This is a genomic window from Streptomyces sp. NPDC004732 (assembly GCF_040609235.1).
Classification (GTDB): Bacteria; Actinomycetota; Actinomycetes; order Streptomycetales; family Streptomycetaceae; genus Streptomyces.
On sequence record NZ_JBEXJR010000004.1, the window covers coordinates 468,880 to 486,276 of the forward strand.

Annotated in this window: 14 protein-coding genes; 7 read left to right on the forward strand and 7 right to left on the reverse strand. The window is 69.6% G+C overall.

From position 1 onward, the window contains the following. Positions 1-225: 225 nt before the first annotated feature. Complete coding sequence (locus ABZV77_RS14355) at positions 226-609, reverse strand: nuclear transport factor 2 family protein (protein WP_356255329.1); 384 nt, start codon at positions 607-609, stop codon at positions 226-228. Positions 610-763: 154 nt separating this feature from the next. Further along, positions 764-1,690 carry a DUF4238 domain-containing protein gene (locus ABZV77_RS14360; protein WP_356255331.1) on the reverse strand — a complete coding sequence of 309 codons (927 nt, stop codon included), beginning with the start codon at positions 1,688-1,690 and terminating at the stop codon, positions 764-766. A 204-nt stretch (positions 1,691-1,894) separates the two neighbouring features. Between ABZV77_RS14360 and ABZV77_RS14365 the strand changes: the two genes are divergently transcribed. Next, positions 1,895-2,845 (forward strand): endo-beta-N-acetylglucosaminidase H, encoded by a 951-nt coding sequence (locus ABZV77_RS14365; RefSeq protein WP_356255334.1) that lies wholly within the window; start codon positions 1,895-1,897, stop codon positions 2,843-2,845. A 91-nt stretch (positions 2,846-2,936) separates the two neighbouring features. On the opposite strand, the gene ABZV77_RS14370 is transcribed toward ABZV77_RS14365, so the two are convergent. Next, the gene (locus ABZV77_RS14370; protein WP_356255337.1) at positions 2,937-4,931 is read right to left on the reverse strand and encodes an acyl-CoA dehydrogenase; all 1,995 of its coding nucleotides are present in this window, start codon (positions 4,929-4,931) and stop codon (positions 2,937-2,939) included. A gap of 156 nt (positions 4,932-5,087) precedes the next feature. Here ABZV77_RS14370 and ABZV77_RS14375 point away from each other — a divergent pair, with 156 nt between their 5' ends. The 3 genes from ABZV77_RS14375 to ABZV77_RS14385 all read left to right on the forward strand — a co-directional run bounded on the left by ABZV77_RS14375 (position 5,088) and on the right by ABZV77_RS14385 (position 7,815). Further along, positions 5,088-5,741, forward strand: coding sequence for a hypothetical protein (locus ABZV77_RS14375; protein WP_356255340.1), 654 nt, complete (start codon positions 5,088-5,090; stop codon positions 5,739-5,741). 117 nt (positions 5,742-5,858) lie between these two features. Continuing rightward, the gene (locus ABZV77_RS14380; protein ID WP_356255343.1) at positions 5,859-6,545 is read left to right on the forward strand and encodes a hypothetical protein; all 687 of its coding nucleotides are present in this window, start codon (positions 5,859-5,861) and stop codon (positions 6,543-6,545) included. A gap of 346 nt (positions 6,546-6,891) precedes the next feature. Next, positions 6,892-7,815, forward strand: a complete 924-nt coding sequence (locus ABZV77_RS14385) for a GNAT family N-acetyltransferase (RefSeq protein WP_356255346.1) — start codon at positions 6,892-6,894, stop codon at positions 7,813-7,815. A gap of 138 nt (positions 7,816-7,953) precedes the next feature. Here the strand turns inward: ABZV77_RS14385 and ABZV77_RS14390 are convergent, their stop codons facing one another. Then, positions 7,954-8,670: a hypothetical protein gene (locus ABZV77_RS14390; RefSeq protein WP_356255349.1), complete on the reverse strand. Its 717-nt coding sequence runs from the start codon at positions 8,668-8,670 to the stop codon at positions 7,954-7,956. 74 nt (positions 8,671-8,744) lie between these two features. On the opposite strand from ABZV77_RS14390, the gene ABZV77_RS14395 reads away from it, so the two are divergent. Further along, positions 8,745-9,398, forward strand: a complete 654-nt coding sequence (locus tag ABZV77_RS14395) for a class I SAM-dependent methyltransferase (protein WP_356255351.1) — start codon at positions 8,745-8,747, stop codon at positions 9,396-9,398. Between the two features lie 51 nt (positions 9,399-9,449). Here ABZV77_RS14395 and ABZV77_RS14400 read toward each other — a convergent pair whose 3' ends face one another. Next, a complete protein-coding gene (locus tag ABZV77_RS14400; protein WP_356255354.1) occupies positions 9,450-9,893 on the reverse strand; it encodes a hypothetical protein in 444 nt (147 codons plus the stop codon). Positions 9,894-10,290: 397 nt separating this feature from the next. Between ABZV77_RS14400 and ABZV77_RS14405 the strand changes: the two genes are divergently transcribed. Then, positions 10,291-10,986, forward strand: a complete 696-nt coding sequence (locus ABZV77_RS14405) for a L,D-transpeptidase (protein ID WP_356255357.1) — start codon at positions 10,291-10,293, stop codon at positions 10,984-10,986. Positions 10,987-11,055: 69 nt separating this feature from the next. Here the strand turns inward: ABZV77_RS14405 and ABZV77_RS14410 are convergent, their stop codons facing one another. Both ABZV77_RS14410 and ABZV77_RS14415 read right to left on the reverse strand, forming a co-directional pair. Continuing rightward, on the reverse strand, positions 11,056-11,448 hold the full coding sequence (locus tag ABZV77_RS14410) for a peptidase inhibitor family I36 protein (protein ID WP_356255360.1): 393 nt from the start codon (positions 11,446-11,448) through the stop codon (positions 11,056-11,058). 102 nt (positions 11,449-11,550) lie between these two features. Beyond that, positions 11,551-15,276: a LuxR C-terminal-related transcriptional regulator gene (locus ABZV77_RS14415; RefSeq protein ID WP_356255363.1), complete on the reverse strand. Its 3,726-nt coding sequence runs from the start codon at positions 15,274-15,276 to the stop codon at positions 11,551-11,553. A 452-nt stretch (positions 15,277-15,728) separates the two neighbouring features. Between ABZV77_RS14415 and ABZV77_RS14420 the strand changes: the two genes are divergently transcribed. After that, complete coding sequence (locus ABZV77_RS14420) at positions 15,729-17,333, forward strand: S8 family peptidase (RefSeq protein ID WP_356255366.1); 1,605 nt, start codon at positions 15,729-15,731, stop codon at positions 17,331-17,333. Positions 17,334-17,397 lie beyond the last annotated feature (64 nt).

Genomic DNA, 17,397 nt, shown 5'->3' on the forward strand with positions numbered 1-17,397 from the left:
AGCTTGCCATTCCCGGAACGTGGGGCCAGCGAGCTCGGCGTGTGAGCTGGGCGGGCAGCGGGCTGGACAGGGTGGCTGTCTCGTGCACCTGCCGGGCGGCGACGAAACCGGCGGTGGCCTTGTTCGTGCCGATGGTCGACACGGCGACGATCCCCCTCCGTGCGCCTCGAGATCACCATCGGCCGCTGATGCTCAGGGCGCCCTCGCACGCGGCGAGACGAAGCTTCAGGCTGAGGGGACGCGGTCCAGGAATCCGTGAACGGTACGGATCCGGCCGTCGTCGGCCAGAGTGACGACGTCGAAACCGGCGACGGGCGCGGATCCGTCCGCGAGCGACACCAGCTCCCAGGTGAAGCGCGCGATGTCGTGGTGCCCGTCGATGGTGCCGGTCTGGCGGAACTCAAAGCCGGGGAACTGCTCGTGGGCTGCGTTGATCACGGCAGCGATGCCCTCGTGTCCGGAGACGTCGGCCAGCGGGTCCGTGTAGCTGCCGTCCTCGGTCCAGGCTGCGGCCACGGCCTTGTTGATGTTGTCGGTGCCCTCCACGTTCCAGGCCTCGAAGTATCTGGCGACGGCGGTCTGGTAGACGGCGGTGTCGTGTGCGGTCATGGCGGGTCAGCCTCCTGTGAGGTGGTTGGCGTCTTGCGGTGCGATGACTCAAGACTGCCGCTCGGCCGCACGATGGTCGATTACCTTCCGGGTAATGGGGGGGGGTGGCAGGCGATCGGCAGCGAAGCCACCCCGAATCACCCCAGTCCGGCGGCTAGTCACGGCCGCCGGGGGCGTATCCCTGCAAGAAGGCGGGCGCGAGCAGGCGCTGCTGCTCGAGCAGTTGAGGAAGCTCGCGAGCGAGGTCCGGATGGGACGTGGCCCAGTCCGGAGCGTGCGCCACGAATTCACGGCTGTTGAAGACGCTGTAGCGGTTGATGTCCGCGGCGCTCAGTCGCGCTGCGTCCTGGGGGTCACGGGAGATGATCAGGGCGAGCCTGCTGCCCAGCGGCAGCGTCAGGCGCCGGAAGTTGTGGAACCCGGTCCCGACGCCATGGTCGAAGAAGCCGGGCGGAATGCCCTCCGGCGGGTCACCCACCACACCGGAGAAACAGACCGAGTTGTCACCGATCAGGAGCCCTCCTCCCCGGGGGCGGTAGCAGGACCAGTGCATGTCACTGGACAGCAGAGTGGAGACGAGGTGATTCCACTGGTCCTTGTAGTACGCGTCGTCGTCGTGACGCAGCTGCCATGGATCGATCACGTACATGGAGACGAACCCCATCATGCTCGTCTGGAACTGCTCCTTGTCTTCGTCCTCATCCTCGTCCTCGACGTCGATCGCCTTGCCCGTCACGTGCATCAGGAAACGGCTGCGCTGCCACTGGAGGGCCAGGAACCAGGCCAGGGCGCTGCGGGCGTGGGCGGGTACTGCGCGCTCCCTGCCCTGTACCAGTTCCCTGACGACGGTGGCCGCCTCGCCCTCGATCTTCCCCATGGCCTCCTCCATCGACACGTGGTCGGGTTCGTGCCCCGGGCGGTAGATCGAGTGGCCGAAGTTGCGGTGGCCGAGGTCGCGGACGGCCGAGCCGAATCGCCGCTCGCTCATCACCTGGTGGACGATCAGCTTCCCCTTGGGACCCGCAAAGTGGTGGAGCAGGAACTGGGGGACGAAATGGTGCTTCTTGGCGTGCGGGGGCATGGGGCGACTGTAGCCAGGCCGGACGTGCCGCCGCCCTGCCAGTCCCGAGGTCGGGGGGGAGTCTGAGACGCAAGGTGCGTGGGAGTCGTGAAGAAATCGCGTATGAATCTTCGGATTCGGTCACATGAGCGGAAAACTCGGAGGGCTCACACGGCGTTTCGAACAGGTCGGGCGCCGCCCCACGTGATGGGAGACCGATCAACGATGTTCACTCTGGCACGGAGCAAGGCAAGGAGCAGAGTGCGGACCGCCGCACTCGCGCTCTCGGCCGTCGCGGCCCTCACCCTCGGTACGACCGCCATGACTGCCACGACCGATGCGGCGGCGGCCCCCGCCCCTGCCCCGGCGCCCAAGAAACAGGGGCCGACCTCGGTGGCGTACGTCGAGGTGAACAACAACAGCATGCTGAACGTCGGCAAGTACAGCCTCGCCAACGGCGGCGGCAACGCCTTCGACGTCGCCGTGATCTTCGCGGCGAACATCAACTACGACACGAGCAAGAAGGCGGCGTACCTGCACTTCAACGAGAACGTGCAGCGTGTCCTCGACAACGCCGCGACGGAGATACGGCCGCTGCAGGACAAGGGCATCAAGGTCGTCCTCTCGGTGCTCGGCAACCACCAGGGCGCCGGGTTCGCCAACTTCCCGTCCCAGCAGGCGGCTTCGACGTTCGCGAAGCAGCTGTCGGACACCGTGAGCAAGTACCGCCTCGACGGCATCGACTTCGACGACGAGTACGCCGAGTACGGCAACAACGGCACCGGCCAGCCCAACGCGAGCTCGTTCGTGCACCTGGTGACGGCGTTGCGCGCGAACATGCCGGACAAGATCGTCAGTCTCTACAACATCGGACCAGCCGCGTCGCGCCTGTCCTACGGCGGCGTCGACATCTCGTCCAAGTTCAACTACGCCTGGAACCCGTACTACGGCACCTGGCAGGTTCCCGGCATCTCCCTGCCCAAGTCGAAGCTGTCCCCGGCGGCCGTCGAGATCGGCGGGACCTCGCAGAGCACGGTCGCGAGCCTTGCCCGCCGCACGGTGAGCGAGGGGTACGGCGTCTATCTGACGTACAACCTCGACGGCAACGATCGCAGCGCGGACGTCTCCGCGTTCACGAGGGAGCTGTACGGCAGTGACGCTGTCTATAAGCGGTAGAGCGACGGCACGGCGCATCCCGTAGAGCGGTACGCCCGCGTACAAGCCGCGCCTTCGACAACGATGTCGGAGGCGCGGCCGTACTGCGCGGTCACCCCAGGAGGTCGGGGGAGCGGAGCATCTGCGGCGGGACGTTCCAGGCGTCGACGAGGTCGCCCGCGATCGGCCGGACCCTCCGGCACAGGTCGTTCACCTCGCGGTGGATCGCCTTGGAACGCTGGACCGTCAGCCGTCCGTGCTCCATGAACCAGGCGCGGTCCGCCTCGATGGTGGAGAGGGCGAAAAGGTCGCACAGCAGGGCCAGCGCGGCCTTGTTCTCCCCGCCGTTCTCCCCTTCGCTGCCGCCGTCGCCGCTCCCGTCGGGCAGGTGCCGCACCTTGTCGACGAACGCTTCGAGCACGAGCCGCTCGACGTGCGCGTGGGCCACCGCGATGACGTGGTCCTGCACCTGCGAGAAGACGACGCCCGGATGCTTCCCCTGGTCCACCCCGCGCTTGAGCCGACGCGCCAGACCGGCGAGCATGTGCTCCTCGCGGAAGCGGAGCATGGCGAGCTGGTACTCCGAGTCGAAGAGGCCCGCTTCCTGGTCCCACTCGTCGCCACCGGGCAACAGGTCGCGTACCCGTTCGAGCAGCTTGTGGGCGGAGGTCTTCTCGATGACCGTGTCGACGGCGAGGCCCGTGACGTACCGGACCATGCCGAGCTGGTCCATGTTCTCGAACTCGCTCGCGTAGTGCGTCAGCAGCCCCTTCGCCACCATCTGCAGCAGCACGTGGTTGTCGCCCTCGAACGTCGTGAAGACGTCGCTGTCGGCCTTCAGGGCGGCGAACCGGTTGACGGCGAGATAACCGGCGCCTCCGCAGGCCTCGCGGCACTCCTGGATCGTGCGCGTGGCGTGCCAGGTGCCGAGGGCCTTGGTGCCCGCGGCCCGTGCCTCCAGTTCACGCCGTGCGCGCTCGTCGTCGTCGAGGCCCGAGAACACCTCGTGCAGCTGCGTGCGCACGACGTCCTGGGCGAAGTGCAGCGCGTACGTGCGTGCGATGAGCGGCAGCAGGCGGCGCTGGTGCATGCCGTAGTCGAGGAGCACCTGCTCCTCGCCGTCCGATGCCGCCTCGAACTGCCGACGGCGGTTGGCGTACTTGGTGGCGATCGTCAGAGCCACCTTGCTCGCGTTGATGGCGCCGCCCGCGACGCTCACCCGCCCCTGGACCAGCGTGCCGAGCATGGTGAAGAAACGGCGGTCGGGGTTGTCGATCGGGCTCTCGTAGACCCCTTCCGGGGTCACGTCGGCGAACCGGTTGAGCAGCGCCTCGCGGGGCACGCGCACACCGTCGAACCAGATCCGGCCGTTGTCGACGCCGTTGAGGCCCATCTTGCGACCGTCGTCCTCGATCCGGACGCCGGGGGCCACCGCACCGTCCACGCGGACCGGCACGACGAAAGCGTGCACGCCCTTGTGCTCCCGGCCCACCTCCAGCTGGGCGAAGACGACCGCCAGCTCGGCGTGGCGGGCCGCGTTGCCGATGTAGTCCTTGCGCGCCGCGTCGCCATGGGTGGTGATGACGAACTGCCCGCTGTCGGCGTCGTACCGGGCCACGGTGCCGAGGGCCTGGACGTTGGAGCCGTGGCCGGTCTCGGTCATCGCGAAGCAGCCCATCAGCTCCCCGGTGATCAGACGCGGCAGATACGCCTCGTGGTGTCGCTCCGTGCCGAGCTGCAGGATCGCGCCGCCGAAGAGCCCGAACTGCACGCCGACCTTCACCAGCACCGAGAGATCGCCGAATGCGAGCGTCTCGAACGCGGCGATCGACGCGCCGACGTCACCGCCCCCGCCGTACTTCTTCGGGAAGCCCATGCCGGTCTGCCCCGTTGCAGCCATCTCGACGACGACGTCCCGCACACGCTCACGGAACTCGTCGAAGCCGAGCTCTTCCGCTTCGTCCAGCACGCCCGCGTACGTCGCCAGATTGGCCCGCACCAGAGTGCGGACCTCGGAGTACTCGCCGTCCAGCAGCTCGGCGAGAGCGCGGACGTCGACGGCGGGCGGCACGTAGCCTCCCGGGGGAACGGTGCTGTCGGTGACCATGACGCCCTGCTACCCGACCCTGCGGTGATCAAATCGGTCAGTTGCTCCATTCAGGCGGACGGACTTCCGCGTCATGACCGCTGAGTACAGTGATCGAACAGTCGGCGACCGCGAATGCCGCCGACGGGCCGTCGTAGCCACACCTCTGGAGAACCCGTGACACCGCACCAGCCCCTCGACCACGCCGCGCGCCGAGCCGCCACGACGACAGGCCGGCGAACGGGCAGGGGCGCCGCGGTATGCGCCGTGGTCCTGCCGGTGGCACTACTGGCCCTGCAACTCGGCTCCGGCACCGTGGCCCAGGCCCACACGCAAGCCCAGCCCCAGATCCGGACCCAGGAGCACGCCGGAGCGGGACCGCGCGCGGCGAGCCCGCTCGTGGCCCCCGACCGGGCGACGATCACGGAAGGCCAGGTCAAGGAGGTGGCGCAGGGCGGTGTGATCACGTATCCAAGTGTCACAAGCTGCCTCACGGTGACCGTGCGCCTGAAGGACGGCGGCCTCGTCGGGGCGCACGCCAGCCTGTTCCAAGTACCGGGTGAACTGCGTTCGGACCAGATCCTGGCCGCGCTCAAGGACCGCGTCGGTGACCGACCCGTGTTCGCGGTCGAGGTCAGAGGGGCAGTGGGTGCCTGGCATCCCAGCTACTTCGTGAAGGCGATCGAAAGCTACGGCGACGGCGAGCAGCCGCCGGTCCCGACCGGCCAGGACCTGGACGGGATCGCCCGGTCGGTGTCGCAGGGACTCGCCCAGCCCCGCGGCACGGTCACGGTCGAGGACGTGCCCGATGGCGACCAGATCGTCAGCTGACACTGCCGGTGGGTTGCTTGCCGGGCTGGATGAGCTGGACCTTCACCGCGCACGCCGAGCACGCCGCGGCGACCCGCGAGTACGTGGTTGTGACGAGCCGTACAGGAGAATGCCGACGTGGACGACCGCCAGGAGAAGGAACCGGAGCGCTACAAGGTCGAGTTCGCCAGCGGCACGGCCGCGTCGGTGGAGAAACGGCGATCCTTCCGCGACCGGGACCGCAACGACATAGAGGCCGACCTGCCCGGCTGGCCCGTTGGCAAGCCGTTCAAGGTCCGCGGGTTCCTCGGCAGGGTGGGACGGCATGTCCTCAACGTCGTCACCGCGCTCCTGATGCTGCCGCTGCACATCCTCGCCGACGCCCTGGGCGGCTATTCGGCGCCCGACAAGCGCGGACCGTTGGAAGACCGGGCGAACGAGGTCGACGACTTTCCCGTCATGTGGGCGGGTACGGGTGAGGCCGCGCGCACGCTGCCCTGGCAGCTCGATCCCTCCCGGCGGCCCATGCGCGTGGTGACCGAGCTGGAAGTGGACGCGGCCGACGGGCTCGTGCGCATCACCTCGTACGAAGACACCGCACGGGGCAATCGGTTCATCGAGTGGGGCGGCGGCGAGAAGGTCCCGGGGTCTGAGGCCGTGTTGTGGTCGATGCCGTTGAAGGAGATCGCGGGGGCGGAGGTCAAGCGTTTCAGTATGGCCGAGTCCGACTTCACGATCCTCTTCCGGGACGGTTCGTGGGCGCGCCTGGAGACACCGGCTCACTGCGCCGAGGAGGTCGTCTCTCTCCTCGCGCCGGGCCCGTGATCGCAGTCCTGTCGATCGTGAGGGCGGTTCTGGTCGAACCGGTTGCCTGGGCAGGTGATTTCGTCCGGTTGGGCGGCGCTTTCGCGTTTCTGCCCCATCAGCCGCAAACCAAGTGAGACGGCGAGGCCAGGGGCTTCGTCGGCACGGTGCGCAAATTCCGTGGACGGACCCGGCGGTGTTCAAGTAGCGTCTGGCCCCGGACCACGCCGCGTGAGACGAACGGAAGGAGGCGAGTGCCGTGCAGTTCTCAACCATCCAGCGCTCCCTCCCCGCTACTCCGGTGTGGCACCTCTGATCCGATGATCCGACCGGGAGCGCTTCTGCCTTACGCATCCCGGAGGAACCCATGACCGATACGGTCATCCGCGTGCTCGACGAGAGCGACGCCCATCTGTTCGACGCACACCCCGACCCGTTGAACGCCCGTGCCGCGCACCAGCGGACCACGCACCGCCCCCAGTGGAAGCGAGTGGCCCTGCGCGACGGCACCGTCGTCGCCCGCGGCGCCTGGTGGGGCGGTCCCGATGACGAGGAACCCATCAACCTCAACTGGTTCGACGTCGCCGAGGGCGAGGTCGAGGCGGGGGCGGAACTCCTGCGCTCTGCCCCGTGGCGGGTCGAAATCGAGCTCAACCTGCCCGGCGACTGGCGCGAGCATCCCGCCCTGGCCGCGGCGGCCGAGACGCGCTTCGCCGCCGCCCGGGCTGCCGACTACGAACTCCTGGTGGAACGCTTCCTGTACCGCTGGACCCCGGAGCACGGGCTGCCCGCACGGCCCGGACGCCTCGTCTTCGGCCCCGAGCCCGACGACGCAGTCTTCTTCGACGCGCTGCGCCGCATCCACGCGGCCACGCTGGACGCCCATGCGCTGAAGGCCATCGAGGAGGGCGGCCTCGACCAGGCCGCGCGGGAGGAACTGGAATTCTTCCACTGGTGCCCGTCTCCGCGGGAATGGTGGCAGCTCGCCCGCACCCCGGAAGGCGAACTGGTTGGCATCCACATCCCGGCGCACAACTCCTCCGGACCGACCGTCGCTTTCATCGGCGTCCTGCCGGAGCATCGCGGCCATGGTTACGCCTACGACCTCCTCGCCGAGTGCACCCACTTCCTGGTGGAACAGGGCGCGGAGGTCGTGACCGGCGCCACGGACCGGGGCAACTTCCCCATGGCCGCGAACTTCACCAAGGCCGGTTTCCCCGTGGTGCGCGAGCGGATCAACTTCCACCCGGTTGCCGGGACCGCCTCCGTGCCCACTGACGTCACCGGCTGACACCAACAGCGGCGGTCGTGGGCGATCACTGGCGAACCTGCACGGCAGCCGTAGTGGGCGCCTGAAGGCAGGACCTCCGGTGCAGCACGAGGGTGGCGAAGCCAACTTGTCTGCCCCGGAGGTCCTGTTACCGCAGTTCTACGCCGTGCCGCCGGTTGTCTTCGACACTGGGTCCCGGCCTGGGTGGAGGGAAGGGTGGACACGACGCCAGGGAACCTCCAGACCGTCATCGGAGTCGATCCACGCCAAGCACCCCAGTGCCAGCACCGGTTGTCGCCTGCCTGTCTGTTCCAACAGGGGCCCGCCACCGGTCTGGAGCAGCTCGCAGACCGCCTCCAGGTAGGTGGTCACGGACGGCCAGGCCGGGGGTGACAGATCCGGTCCGGTCGTGGTCGACCAGTCCCCAACACCCCGCAGGGTCGGATCCGTCGAGTACGAGACGTACATGCCGCATTCGCCTGCGCCGCTTGCCTCCTCGCCGTCGAGGAACGATACGAAGTCAGCCCCGTCCCACGGATCGTCCTCACCCGGGCCGAAACGCAACCGCTGCCAGAGCGCGGCTTCGGGGGCAAGGAAGATCCCCCCAGGCAGGAACTTGCCCGCCCACAGTGCGCCACCCTCGTTGCCCGGCACCTCGACGTCCTGGACACCACCGCACATCTGCCAAAGAGCCTTCAGCTCGGGCGGGAACGCGAAGTCCAGCTCATGCGTCAGACGGCCCTCTGCGGCGCCGACGGCGCCCGCAGCCGCCGGTGGAAGCAACGAGGCATGCGAGGCAGGCGCATATTCGGCAAGCCATCCAGTAAGCCGCTCCCACACCGCAGCGATTTGCTCTATCTCGCTCTGATCAGACACTCGCCCAACCTACAAGCAGGCACCCTGAGCGCCCGTGGCTGCCTCCTGGGTGAGCTTGCGGCTAGGTTTGCGGGGTGACTGACACCGCCTACCTCGCCGGGGTCCGGGAGTCGTACGACACCGTGGCCGCGGACTACGCAGCAAGCGTCAAGGCCCCTGCCGAACTGGATCCGCTGTCCCGGGCGATGCTGACCGCGTTCGCCGAACTCGCGCAGGCAGCCGGCCGCGGACCGGTCGCGGACGTGGGGTGCGGTCCTGGCAAGGTGACCGCGTACCTGACCGATCTGGGGCTCTCGGCATTCGGCATCGACGTGTCGCCGAAGATGGTCGAACTGGCCCGGGAAGCCCATCCCCACCTGCGGTTTGCCGTGGGCTCCATGACCGCGTTGGAGATCGGCGATCACGACCTCGGCGGCATTCTGGCCTACTACTCCACTCACCACACGCCGCCGGAGTTGCTGCCGGTCGTGTTCGCCGAGTTCCACCGCACCCTGGCGCCCGGAGGGCACCTGATGCTCGTCTGCCGTGTTGGGAAGGCTGAGCATCTGCGCAGGACCCTTGCCTATGGGGACCACCCGGCGCCCTTCGAGTCCTATCGGCTGCCGGCTGAACGCATTGCAGAACTCCTGGAGCAAGCGGGGCTCGTGGTCACTTCGCAACTGGTGCAAGCCAACGAACAAGGGGTTAAGGGAGCGATCGCCAGCTTCATGGTCGACAAACCGGAATAGCGCGGATTTACCGCGCCTGTGGCGGGACAATTCCGCGACCTTCCTGCTGAACTACTCAGCGCAGTGGCGGAGTTCAGACTGGGAGCGGTTGATGATGAGCAGGGTGAAGCAGACGATGGCGCAGGCCAGGCCTGCGTAAAGCAGAGGCGTGGTCCAGAACGACACAGCGTTGGTGCTGTGTCCGCTGCTCCAATGGCAGGTAACGGATGGGGGGAAGTGGTGGATGGTCGCTGACGTCAAACTGAAGTCCCGCATGACGTCCATGTAGTCGCCACTGCCGGTCTTCGATGCGCAGAGGTCGAGCGGGTGCGTGTAGGCGAGACCATAGAAGGTGCCGGCACCGTAAGCGGCGAGAGCTGCTGCGCTTCCGACCGCGGCCAGGCGGGCCGTTCGTGTGGGCTTCTTCCTGATTACCCACAGTCCGTACGGGAACACTGCGATGACGAAGAGCAAGAGTGTGATCGCGGGCGGGCCGAAGAGTGCGAAGAGCTCCATGTGTCCTGACGCTACTTCGATGCCCGGTCCGCTACATAACCCTCCGCCAGTCCGTCCCGCCAGTCCTCGACGACCACCGCGGGGCCAGCGACGGGAACCCCCACGCGGCGCCCCGCCTCACGCTGGTGGATCGCCGTTCAGGTCGTCTTGATAGACGATCGCCACGGACCGCATGCCGATGGCCTCATAGAAGGCGCGGCCGCCGTCGTTCGTGGGCGAGCAGTGGACGCCGGCCTGCGTCACCGATTCGGCACCGGAGGGCGGGCTTCAGCCCAAAACGCACGCTGTTACACACCTGTGGCGATTAGCCCTACAACGAACCCCGGAGGTACGTGGTCTAGCAGGTGGGATCAGACCCGCAGACGAATGACGAATGACGAACGAGGAGTGGGCAGCAATGGGGGACATACGCAGACGAGGAGCCGCGGTCGTGGGGATCACCATGTTGGTGGCCCCGCTCACGGTGGCGCTCGGCTCTGGCAGTGCTCAGGCAGCGTCGTGCTCGACACAGACCGGCCCGTACCAAAAGCAGGTGGAGAAGTTCCTCGGCCGCCCGGTGGACGGCAGGCAGTCGACGGCTGACTGCAAGGCCATTCAGGCCTTCCAGACCAAACACCAGATCGCCCCGAACGCCGGTTACGCGGGCAGCGTCACCTGGGGCGTCATGAACCTCATGAACAAGCAGAAAGCGGTGGGCAACAATCCCAACAAGGCGGGCAAGTGCCCGACCAACAAGGGGCGCATTGCCTGTGTCGATCTGACGCTTCAGATCAGCTGGATCCAGGACGGCAAGAACCTCAAATACGGCCCGGTGCCGGTGCGCACGGGCCGCAATGGCCACGAGACCCGCACGGGCCTGAAGAAGGTCTACTGGCGCGACATCGACCACGTGTCGAGCATTTACCACGTGCCGATGCCGTACAGCCAGTTCTTCGACGGCGGCCAGGCGTTCCACTCGGTCGGCATCAGCGTCTGGGCCCCGCCGGGCTCCCACGGATGCGTCAACATGACGAAGAAGGACGCCGCGAAGTACTGGAGCATGCTGCGCAAGGGCGACGACGTCTTCGTCTACGGCCGCAAGCCGGGCACCTGATGCACGGCGGCTGCCTGCGCACCCGGTGACCGGTGCCTCCGCGCGGCGGCCGCCAGCCTGGAGGCTGGATCAGCACGCACCGACCCGCAGCGAACTGATGTTGTCGTTGCGGTTGTACTGGGAGGTGTTGCCCTGCCAGTTCCCCACCGGCCACGTCGCGCCGTCGCGGTTGATGTTCAGCCATGTGCAGAACGTCTTGCCGGTCCTGTTCCACACCGAGGAGATCTGGTCGTTCAGATCGAAGTCGCGGAGATCGTCGGAGCCCACCTGGAACCGCGCCATCCGGCCCCACCCTCCCGCGTCCTCCCAGGCGCAGAACCAGCCGACGGGGCAGTCCTGGTACGCGGTGATCGACACATCCGTCGCGGCCGGTGCCGTGGAGGCCTGGGCAGCGGGAACAGATACCAGCACTCCGGCCGCGGCGAGTCCGACGGCGGAACAGAGTCGTGTGAACCGTTGCATGAGGGTAGTGCCCTCCTTCGATTCAGGGGCATGTGTCGCCGGGGAAGTCCGGCCGTTCGCCCCGCATCGCGCGGGGGAAGCGCGGCGTGCTCAGGGGAGTTCTCAGGTGCATTGTGGCCGTGGTTCGTATGGGACGCCCCGGGCGCGCGTGACTCTGGCCGAAAAGCCGCCATCGCCCGTACGACCGGCCAGGGCGATGCCGGTCCGGGACGCGACGTTCAACTTCCGCATGATGCGCGCCACATGGTGCTCGACGGTCCGGGTCGACAGCACCAGGCTCTCGGCGATCTCCCGGTTCGCCCGCCCCTGTACGACGAGTTGAGCCACTTCCTGCTCGCGGGGCGAGAGCTGGTCGCCGTACCCGAGGCGGCCGCGGCGGTGGGTGGTGACGATGTCGTGGCGGCGCAGCAACCGCTGACAGCGCGCGACGTCCCAGCGCGCGCCCAGTTCGCGGTAGGCCTCGACGACGTCCTGGATGACACCGGCCGCCAGAGCGACGTCCCGCGCCGCACCGGGCACATCGAGCAGGCAGCGCCCACGGGCCTCGGCCGCCCGCGCGGCGTCGAAGGACCTGCCGAGCCCGCGCCACCGTACCTCCGCGTCCTCCCACAGGCCGACGGCCTCGTCCGGCCGCTCGTCGGCCTCGGCGAGCAGCGCCCGGCACATGGTCAGCGCGGCGCGGGCCGCGGGCGCGTCCAGCCGCTCGGTCGCCGCGTCGAACTCGGCGACGAGCCGCCGGGCCCGCCCGCCCTGTCCACTGCCGTACAGGGCCTCCACCGCAGTGGGCGCCACCTCGCCCGCCCACACCCAGCCGCCGGTGCGCTCCAGGCGGTGCAAGGCCTCCTCCACCGCCTCGCACGCCTGGCCGGGGCGTCCCGCCTCCAGATGGACACGGGCTGTGGCGGCGGCAGCGGCGGTGAGGATGACGCCGGTGTCGTAACGGGTGGTCCGGGCCGCCTCCGAAAGGTCGCGACGGGCTCGCGGGACGTCGCCGAGGACGTGCAGCCCGGTCAGCCCACGGACCAGCATGGCCTCGGCGGTCAGGTCGGGTATCTCCGCGTAGAGCCGCGTGGTGCGGTCGGCCGCGGCGTGCAGCCCGTCCCACCGCCCCTCGTGCCAGCCGAGCACCAACTGGGCGGTCTGCGTGAGCCCTTCCAGATACGGGCTGCTGGTCTCGGCGAGGCCGTGGGCGGCTCGCGCGAGGAACTCGCGGGCCCGCGCGTCGTACCCGAGTGCGGTGGCCGCGTGCGCCAGATTGGTCCAGCCGCGCGCGTGGTGCGCGGCTTCCATGGCGGTCGCTGCCGGACCGCGCAGCGCGTCCGCGGCGGCCCAGGCGCGGGGATCGCCGAGCAACATCAGCGCGGTCGCGCGGTTCGCGGCGATGGCGGCGCGGGCGACCGGCTCCGTGACCTCGCCGTCGAGGGCCTCGCACCGGTCCAGCCAGTGCAGATGACGGTCGACGTGCCAGCCCTTGATGGACGGGATGGCGGCGACCGCCATGGCGCGGGCGGCGGTCTGCGGGTCCGTCAGTTCGAGGTCGGGTATGGCACGGGCCACCTCGGTCAGGCTGTCCAGCGCCCCGCCGCTCTGGTTGCGGAGCACGACGCTCAGGTGCAGCCGGATCTCGCCGCGCAGCCGGGGCGGCGGGGCATCCTCGTCGAGTACGCGCCGTACCGCGGCGACCACATGCCCGTCGGCGCGGGCGAGTTGGGCCGTGCGCGCGAGTTTCGCGGCGGTGCGGATGCGGCCGTCGGCGCGCGGGTCCTCGTCGACGGCGCGCGTGTAGAGGCTGGTCGCGGTGGAGTAGTCGCCAGCCGTGGCGGCCCGGTCGGCCGCGGCGACGAGGCAGCGTACCCCCTCGCGTACGCGCCCGGCCGCCCGGTACAGCCGGGCGAGGTCGACCAGCGGCAGCGGACCGTCACCGCCCCGGTGCAGGGCCCGCGCGGCGCGCAGACTCAACCGGGCCAGCCGGGGCCCGGGCATGCGGGCCAGCGCGGCGCGGCGGTCCAGCGGATGGCGGAAGACGGGGCGGGGGCCGTCGGCCCGCAGCACGGCCCGTCGCAGGCACGTCTCCACGGCCGCCCCGGCGCGGGCGGGGGCGAGGCCGCCCACTTCGGCGAGCACGGCGACCGGCACGGGGCGGCCGAGCACCGCCGCCGCCTCGGCGATGCGCAGGGCGTCCTCGTCGAGGCGGGCGTACCGCAGTGCGAAGTCGCGCCGGAGCGGGGGCGGAACGCCCACGGACCGCACGGCCGCGAGCACGGAGTCCGCGGAGGGCAGCGCGCTTTCGCAGCCGACGGGTGCCGGGGCTGTCTCCGTCGAGCCGATGCCGTCCACGGCGGTCGGCTCCCGGTGTGTTCCGTAGGCGTCGGTGCCGTCGGTGCCGTCGGCGCTGTCGGTTCGCGTGTGCGGTGCGTCGCTCTCCCGACGACTGTTCCCTCCTGTCGTCATCGGTGGACCGGCGCTCCCGATGTCCCGTACCTTCCGGTTGTCGACCGCGGCCAAGGGGGCGCGTCGGCCGCCCTCTGCCCGAGCGTGCAGCAGTTCTTCGGCGGCCCGCAACAGGGCCTCGGCGACCTCCGGGAGGCCGCCGGTCCACTCGTGCACCAGGACGACCAGGTCGTGCAACTCCTCGACGTGCTGCGGACGGTGGACGTGCAGCCACCGGCGTACGAACTCTTCCGTCTCCCCGCACGTCCAGGGCCGGACGTCGATCTCCGCCACCGGGGCCCGCACCGCCAGGCCGACCCCGAAGAGCGGCAGGCCGGGCGCGGCGTCCTCGGTGACGACCAGCCGCAGCCGGGGCGGCATCGCGCTCATCAGGTGGTGGAGCAGGGCGAGGGTGGCGGGGTCGGCGTGGTGGACGTCCTCGACGACCAGGACGGCGTCCCCCAGACCCGCCAGCAATGCCGCGACGGCACGCGGCAACAACGCACGTCGCGACGCAGGGTCGGCCGCAGCCGCGGGTGGTTCCGGCAACTGCTCGGCCAACTCCGGTACGAGGAGTCTCACGATCCCGGCGACGGCGGGCAGGGACCACGCCGGACCGCCGGGACGGCACGGCAGCCCGGCGAGGGCGTCCGCTATGGGAGCGGGGGTGTAGGCGAGGGCATTGTCGACGGGTGGCGCTGCGACGGTGGCGACGGACGTGTGCGTGCTCGACCCCGGCGGGACGGACGGAAGGTGCGTGACGTCGTCGGCGGGGGAGAGGGGTGGCTGGGTTGGCGCACTGCCACCCCGAACTTGCGGCGCCGCAGCGACCTGTGCGGCTGCGGCGACCCGGCGCGGGTCGGCAATCGTGGCCTCACTCGACGCGGCAAGGTAGGCCTCGCCGGGCGCAGGTATGTCGGCGCCGCCGGGTGCGGCGGCATCGGCCTTGCCGGGCGCGGTTACGTTGGTCGCGTGGAGCGGCTTGCCCGCGGCAGCCTCACTCGGCCCGGCAATATTCGCCCCCCTCGGCGCGGCAGCGTCCCGGTCGGCGTCGAGGCCGCCCCACTCCGCCCTCCTCGGCTCCGGGCACGTCCCGCGCAACTGTGTCCACCCGGCGAACTCCGTCTCACCGAGGATCTCGTCCACCAGACGGGACACGCCCGTCCCGGTCTCTCCCCGCACCACCGCGATGACCGGACCCGCGCGCAGGGCGTCCCGCAGACGTCGGGTCTCCTCGTCCCGACCGCCGGAACCGTCCCCGGAACCGCCGCTCTCGGCGGCAGCTGCCTCTACATCCCAACCGGAGTCGAAAGAACGGTCCGCATCGAAGGAACGGTCCGGATCGAAGGAACGGTCCGGATCGAAAGAACGGTCCGTATCGAAGGAACGTCGGGTCACGGCTCCGCCTCTCGCCTGCCGTCACCCCGGGCAATCCGCCCTCGGCGAGGAGGACGCTGCGCGTCGGTGCACGGCGTTCGTTGAACCGTGGTCTACCCGTCGTTGGTACGACGTCGCAATAGGGGCCCAGCACCTACGGAATGCCGACACCCGCCGTCAGGGCGGTCTTCGGACCGTGCGGCGCCCCGAACGTCACCCGGAACGACGAGAGGTCCGGACCGCAACCCCGCCCCGCCTCCCACTCTTTGGGTAGCGCTACGGATTGCTGTGCCGCTTCCGCGTGACCGAAGCTCTGCCCCGTCCGACGACGCCACCTCGTACGTCTCGGTCCCAGCCCATTCATCCCCGCGTCCTGACCGCACGTATGGCTCGCTGTCATGTGCATGACGTTATTCGCGCACCCGGCACCCCCACATGGTGCAGAGCCCCCACCCCGTACCCGAGGAGAACCCATGAAGATCGACGCTCGCGTCGTCCGGCGCGTACTCGCCGTCGGCGCAAGTACCGCCCTGCTCGCGGGAGTTGCCGCGACCTCCGGCGCCGTCGCCGCTCCCGTGCCGCCGGGCGGCGGCGAAGGCCGCATCGTCGGGGCGGACCGTCCCGGCGCCGTCGACGGCTCGTACATTGTCACCTTCAAGAACTCGGTGGCCCGCGCCGACGTGCCCGCCTCCGCGAAGGCCCTGGCGAAGGAGCACGCGGGGAGCCTGCGCTACACGTACACCGCCGCTCTGCGCGGCTTCGCCGTGCGGATGACGGAAGGGGAGGCGAAGGAACTGGCCGCCGACCCGACGGTGGCCCGCGTGGAGGCCGACGCCGTCGCCTACGCGGTCGACACGCAGACCAACCCGCCCTCCTGGGGCCTGGACCGCGTCGACCAGCGCGATCTGCCGGTCGACAAGAGCTACACGTACGACACGACCGCCTCGGGCGTGAACGCGTACATCGTCGACACCGGCATCCGTATGAGCCACCGCGACTTCGGAGGCCGCGCGGTGAGCGGCTACGACTTCATCGACGACGACTCCAACGCCTCCGACTGCCAGGGGCACGGCACGCACGTCGCCGGGACCGTCGGCGGTGGCGCGTACGGCGTAGCCAAGGGCGTCAAGCTGATCGGCGTGCGCGTGCTGAACTGCCAGGGCACCTCGGGCGACACCTGGGCCCCGGTCCTCGCCGGGATCGACTGGGTCACCAAGAACGCGGTCAAGCCGGCCGTGGCCAACATGAGCATCGGCGGCGGCAAGACCCAGTCCGTCAACGACGCGGTGGCCACCTCCATATCCTCCGGTGTGGCCTGGGTCGTGGCGGCCGGGAACAACAACGCCGACTCGTGTTCGTACTCCCCGTCCTCCACCCCGTCGGCCATCACGGTGGGCGCCACCAACAGCCGGGACGCCCGCGCCACCGGCTGGTCCAACGGGCAGGGCTCCAACTACGGCTCCTGCCTGGACATCTTCGCCCCGGGCGACAGCATCGTCTCCTCGTCCAACGCCGGTGACAGCGCCTCGCAGACGATGAGCGGCACCTCCATGGCCTCCCCGCACGTCGCGGGTGCCGCAGCCTTGCTGCTCGCCGCCCACCCGGCGTGGACCCCGGCCCAGGTCCGCGACCAGCTGGTCGCCGACGCCACCTCCGGCAAGGTGACCGACCCGCGCACCGGCTCCCCGAACAAGCTCCTGCACACGGGCGGCGACGACAGCACCCCGCCCACCGGCAAGAAGTTCGAGAACACCGACGACTACCCGATCCGCGACAACGCCACCATCGAATCGCCCCTCCCCGTCACCGGCGTCACCGGCAGGGCCCCCGCCGACCTGTCCGTGACCGTGGACATCCGGCACACCTACCGCGGCGACCTGAAGGTCGAACTCGTCGCGCCCGACGGAACCGTCCACCTCCTGAAGAACTACGACAGCAACGACAGCGCCGACGACGTCCGGGCCACCTACCGCGTCGACGCCTCGAGTGAGACCGCCGACGGCACGTGGAAGCTGCGCGTGACCGACAACTGGGCCAACGACACCGGGACGATCGGGTCCTGGTCCCTGCAGTTCTGACGTTCCGACCGCGCTCAACAGGGGAGCCTTCTGACCCGCCACAGCCCGTGGGGCGTCGACCGTG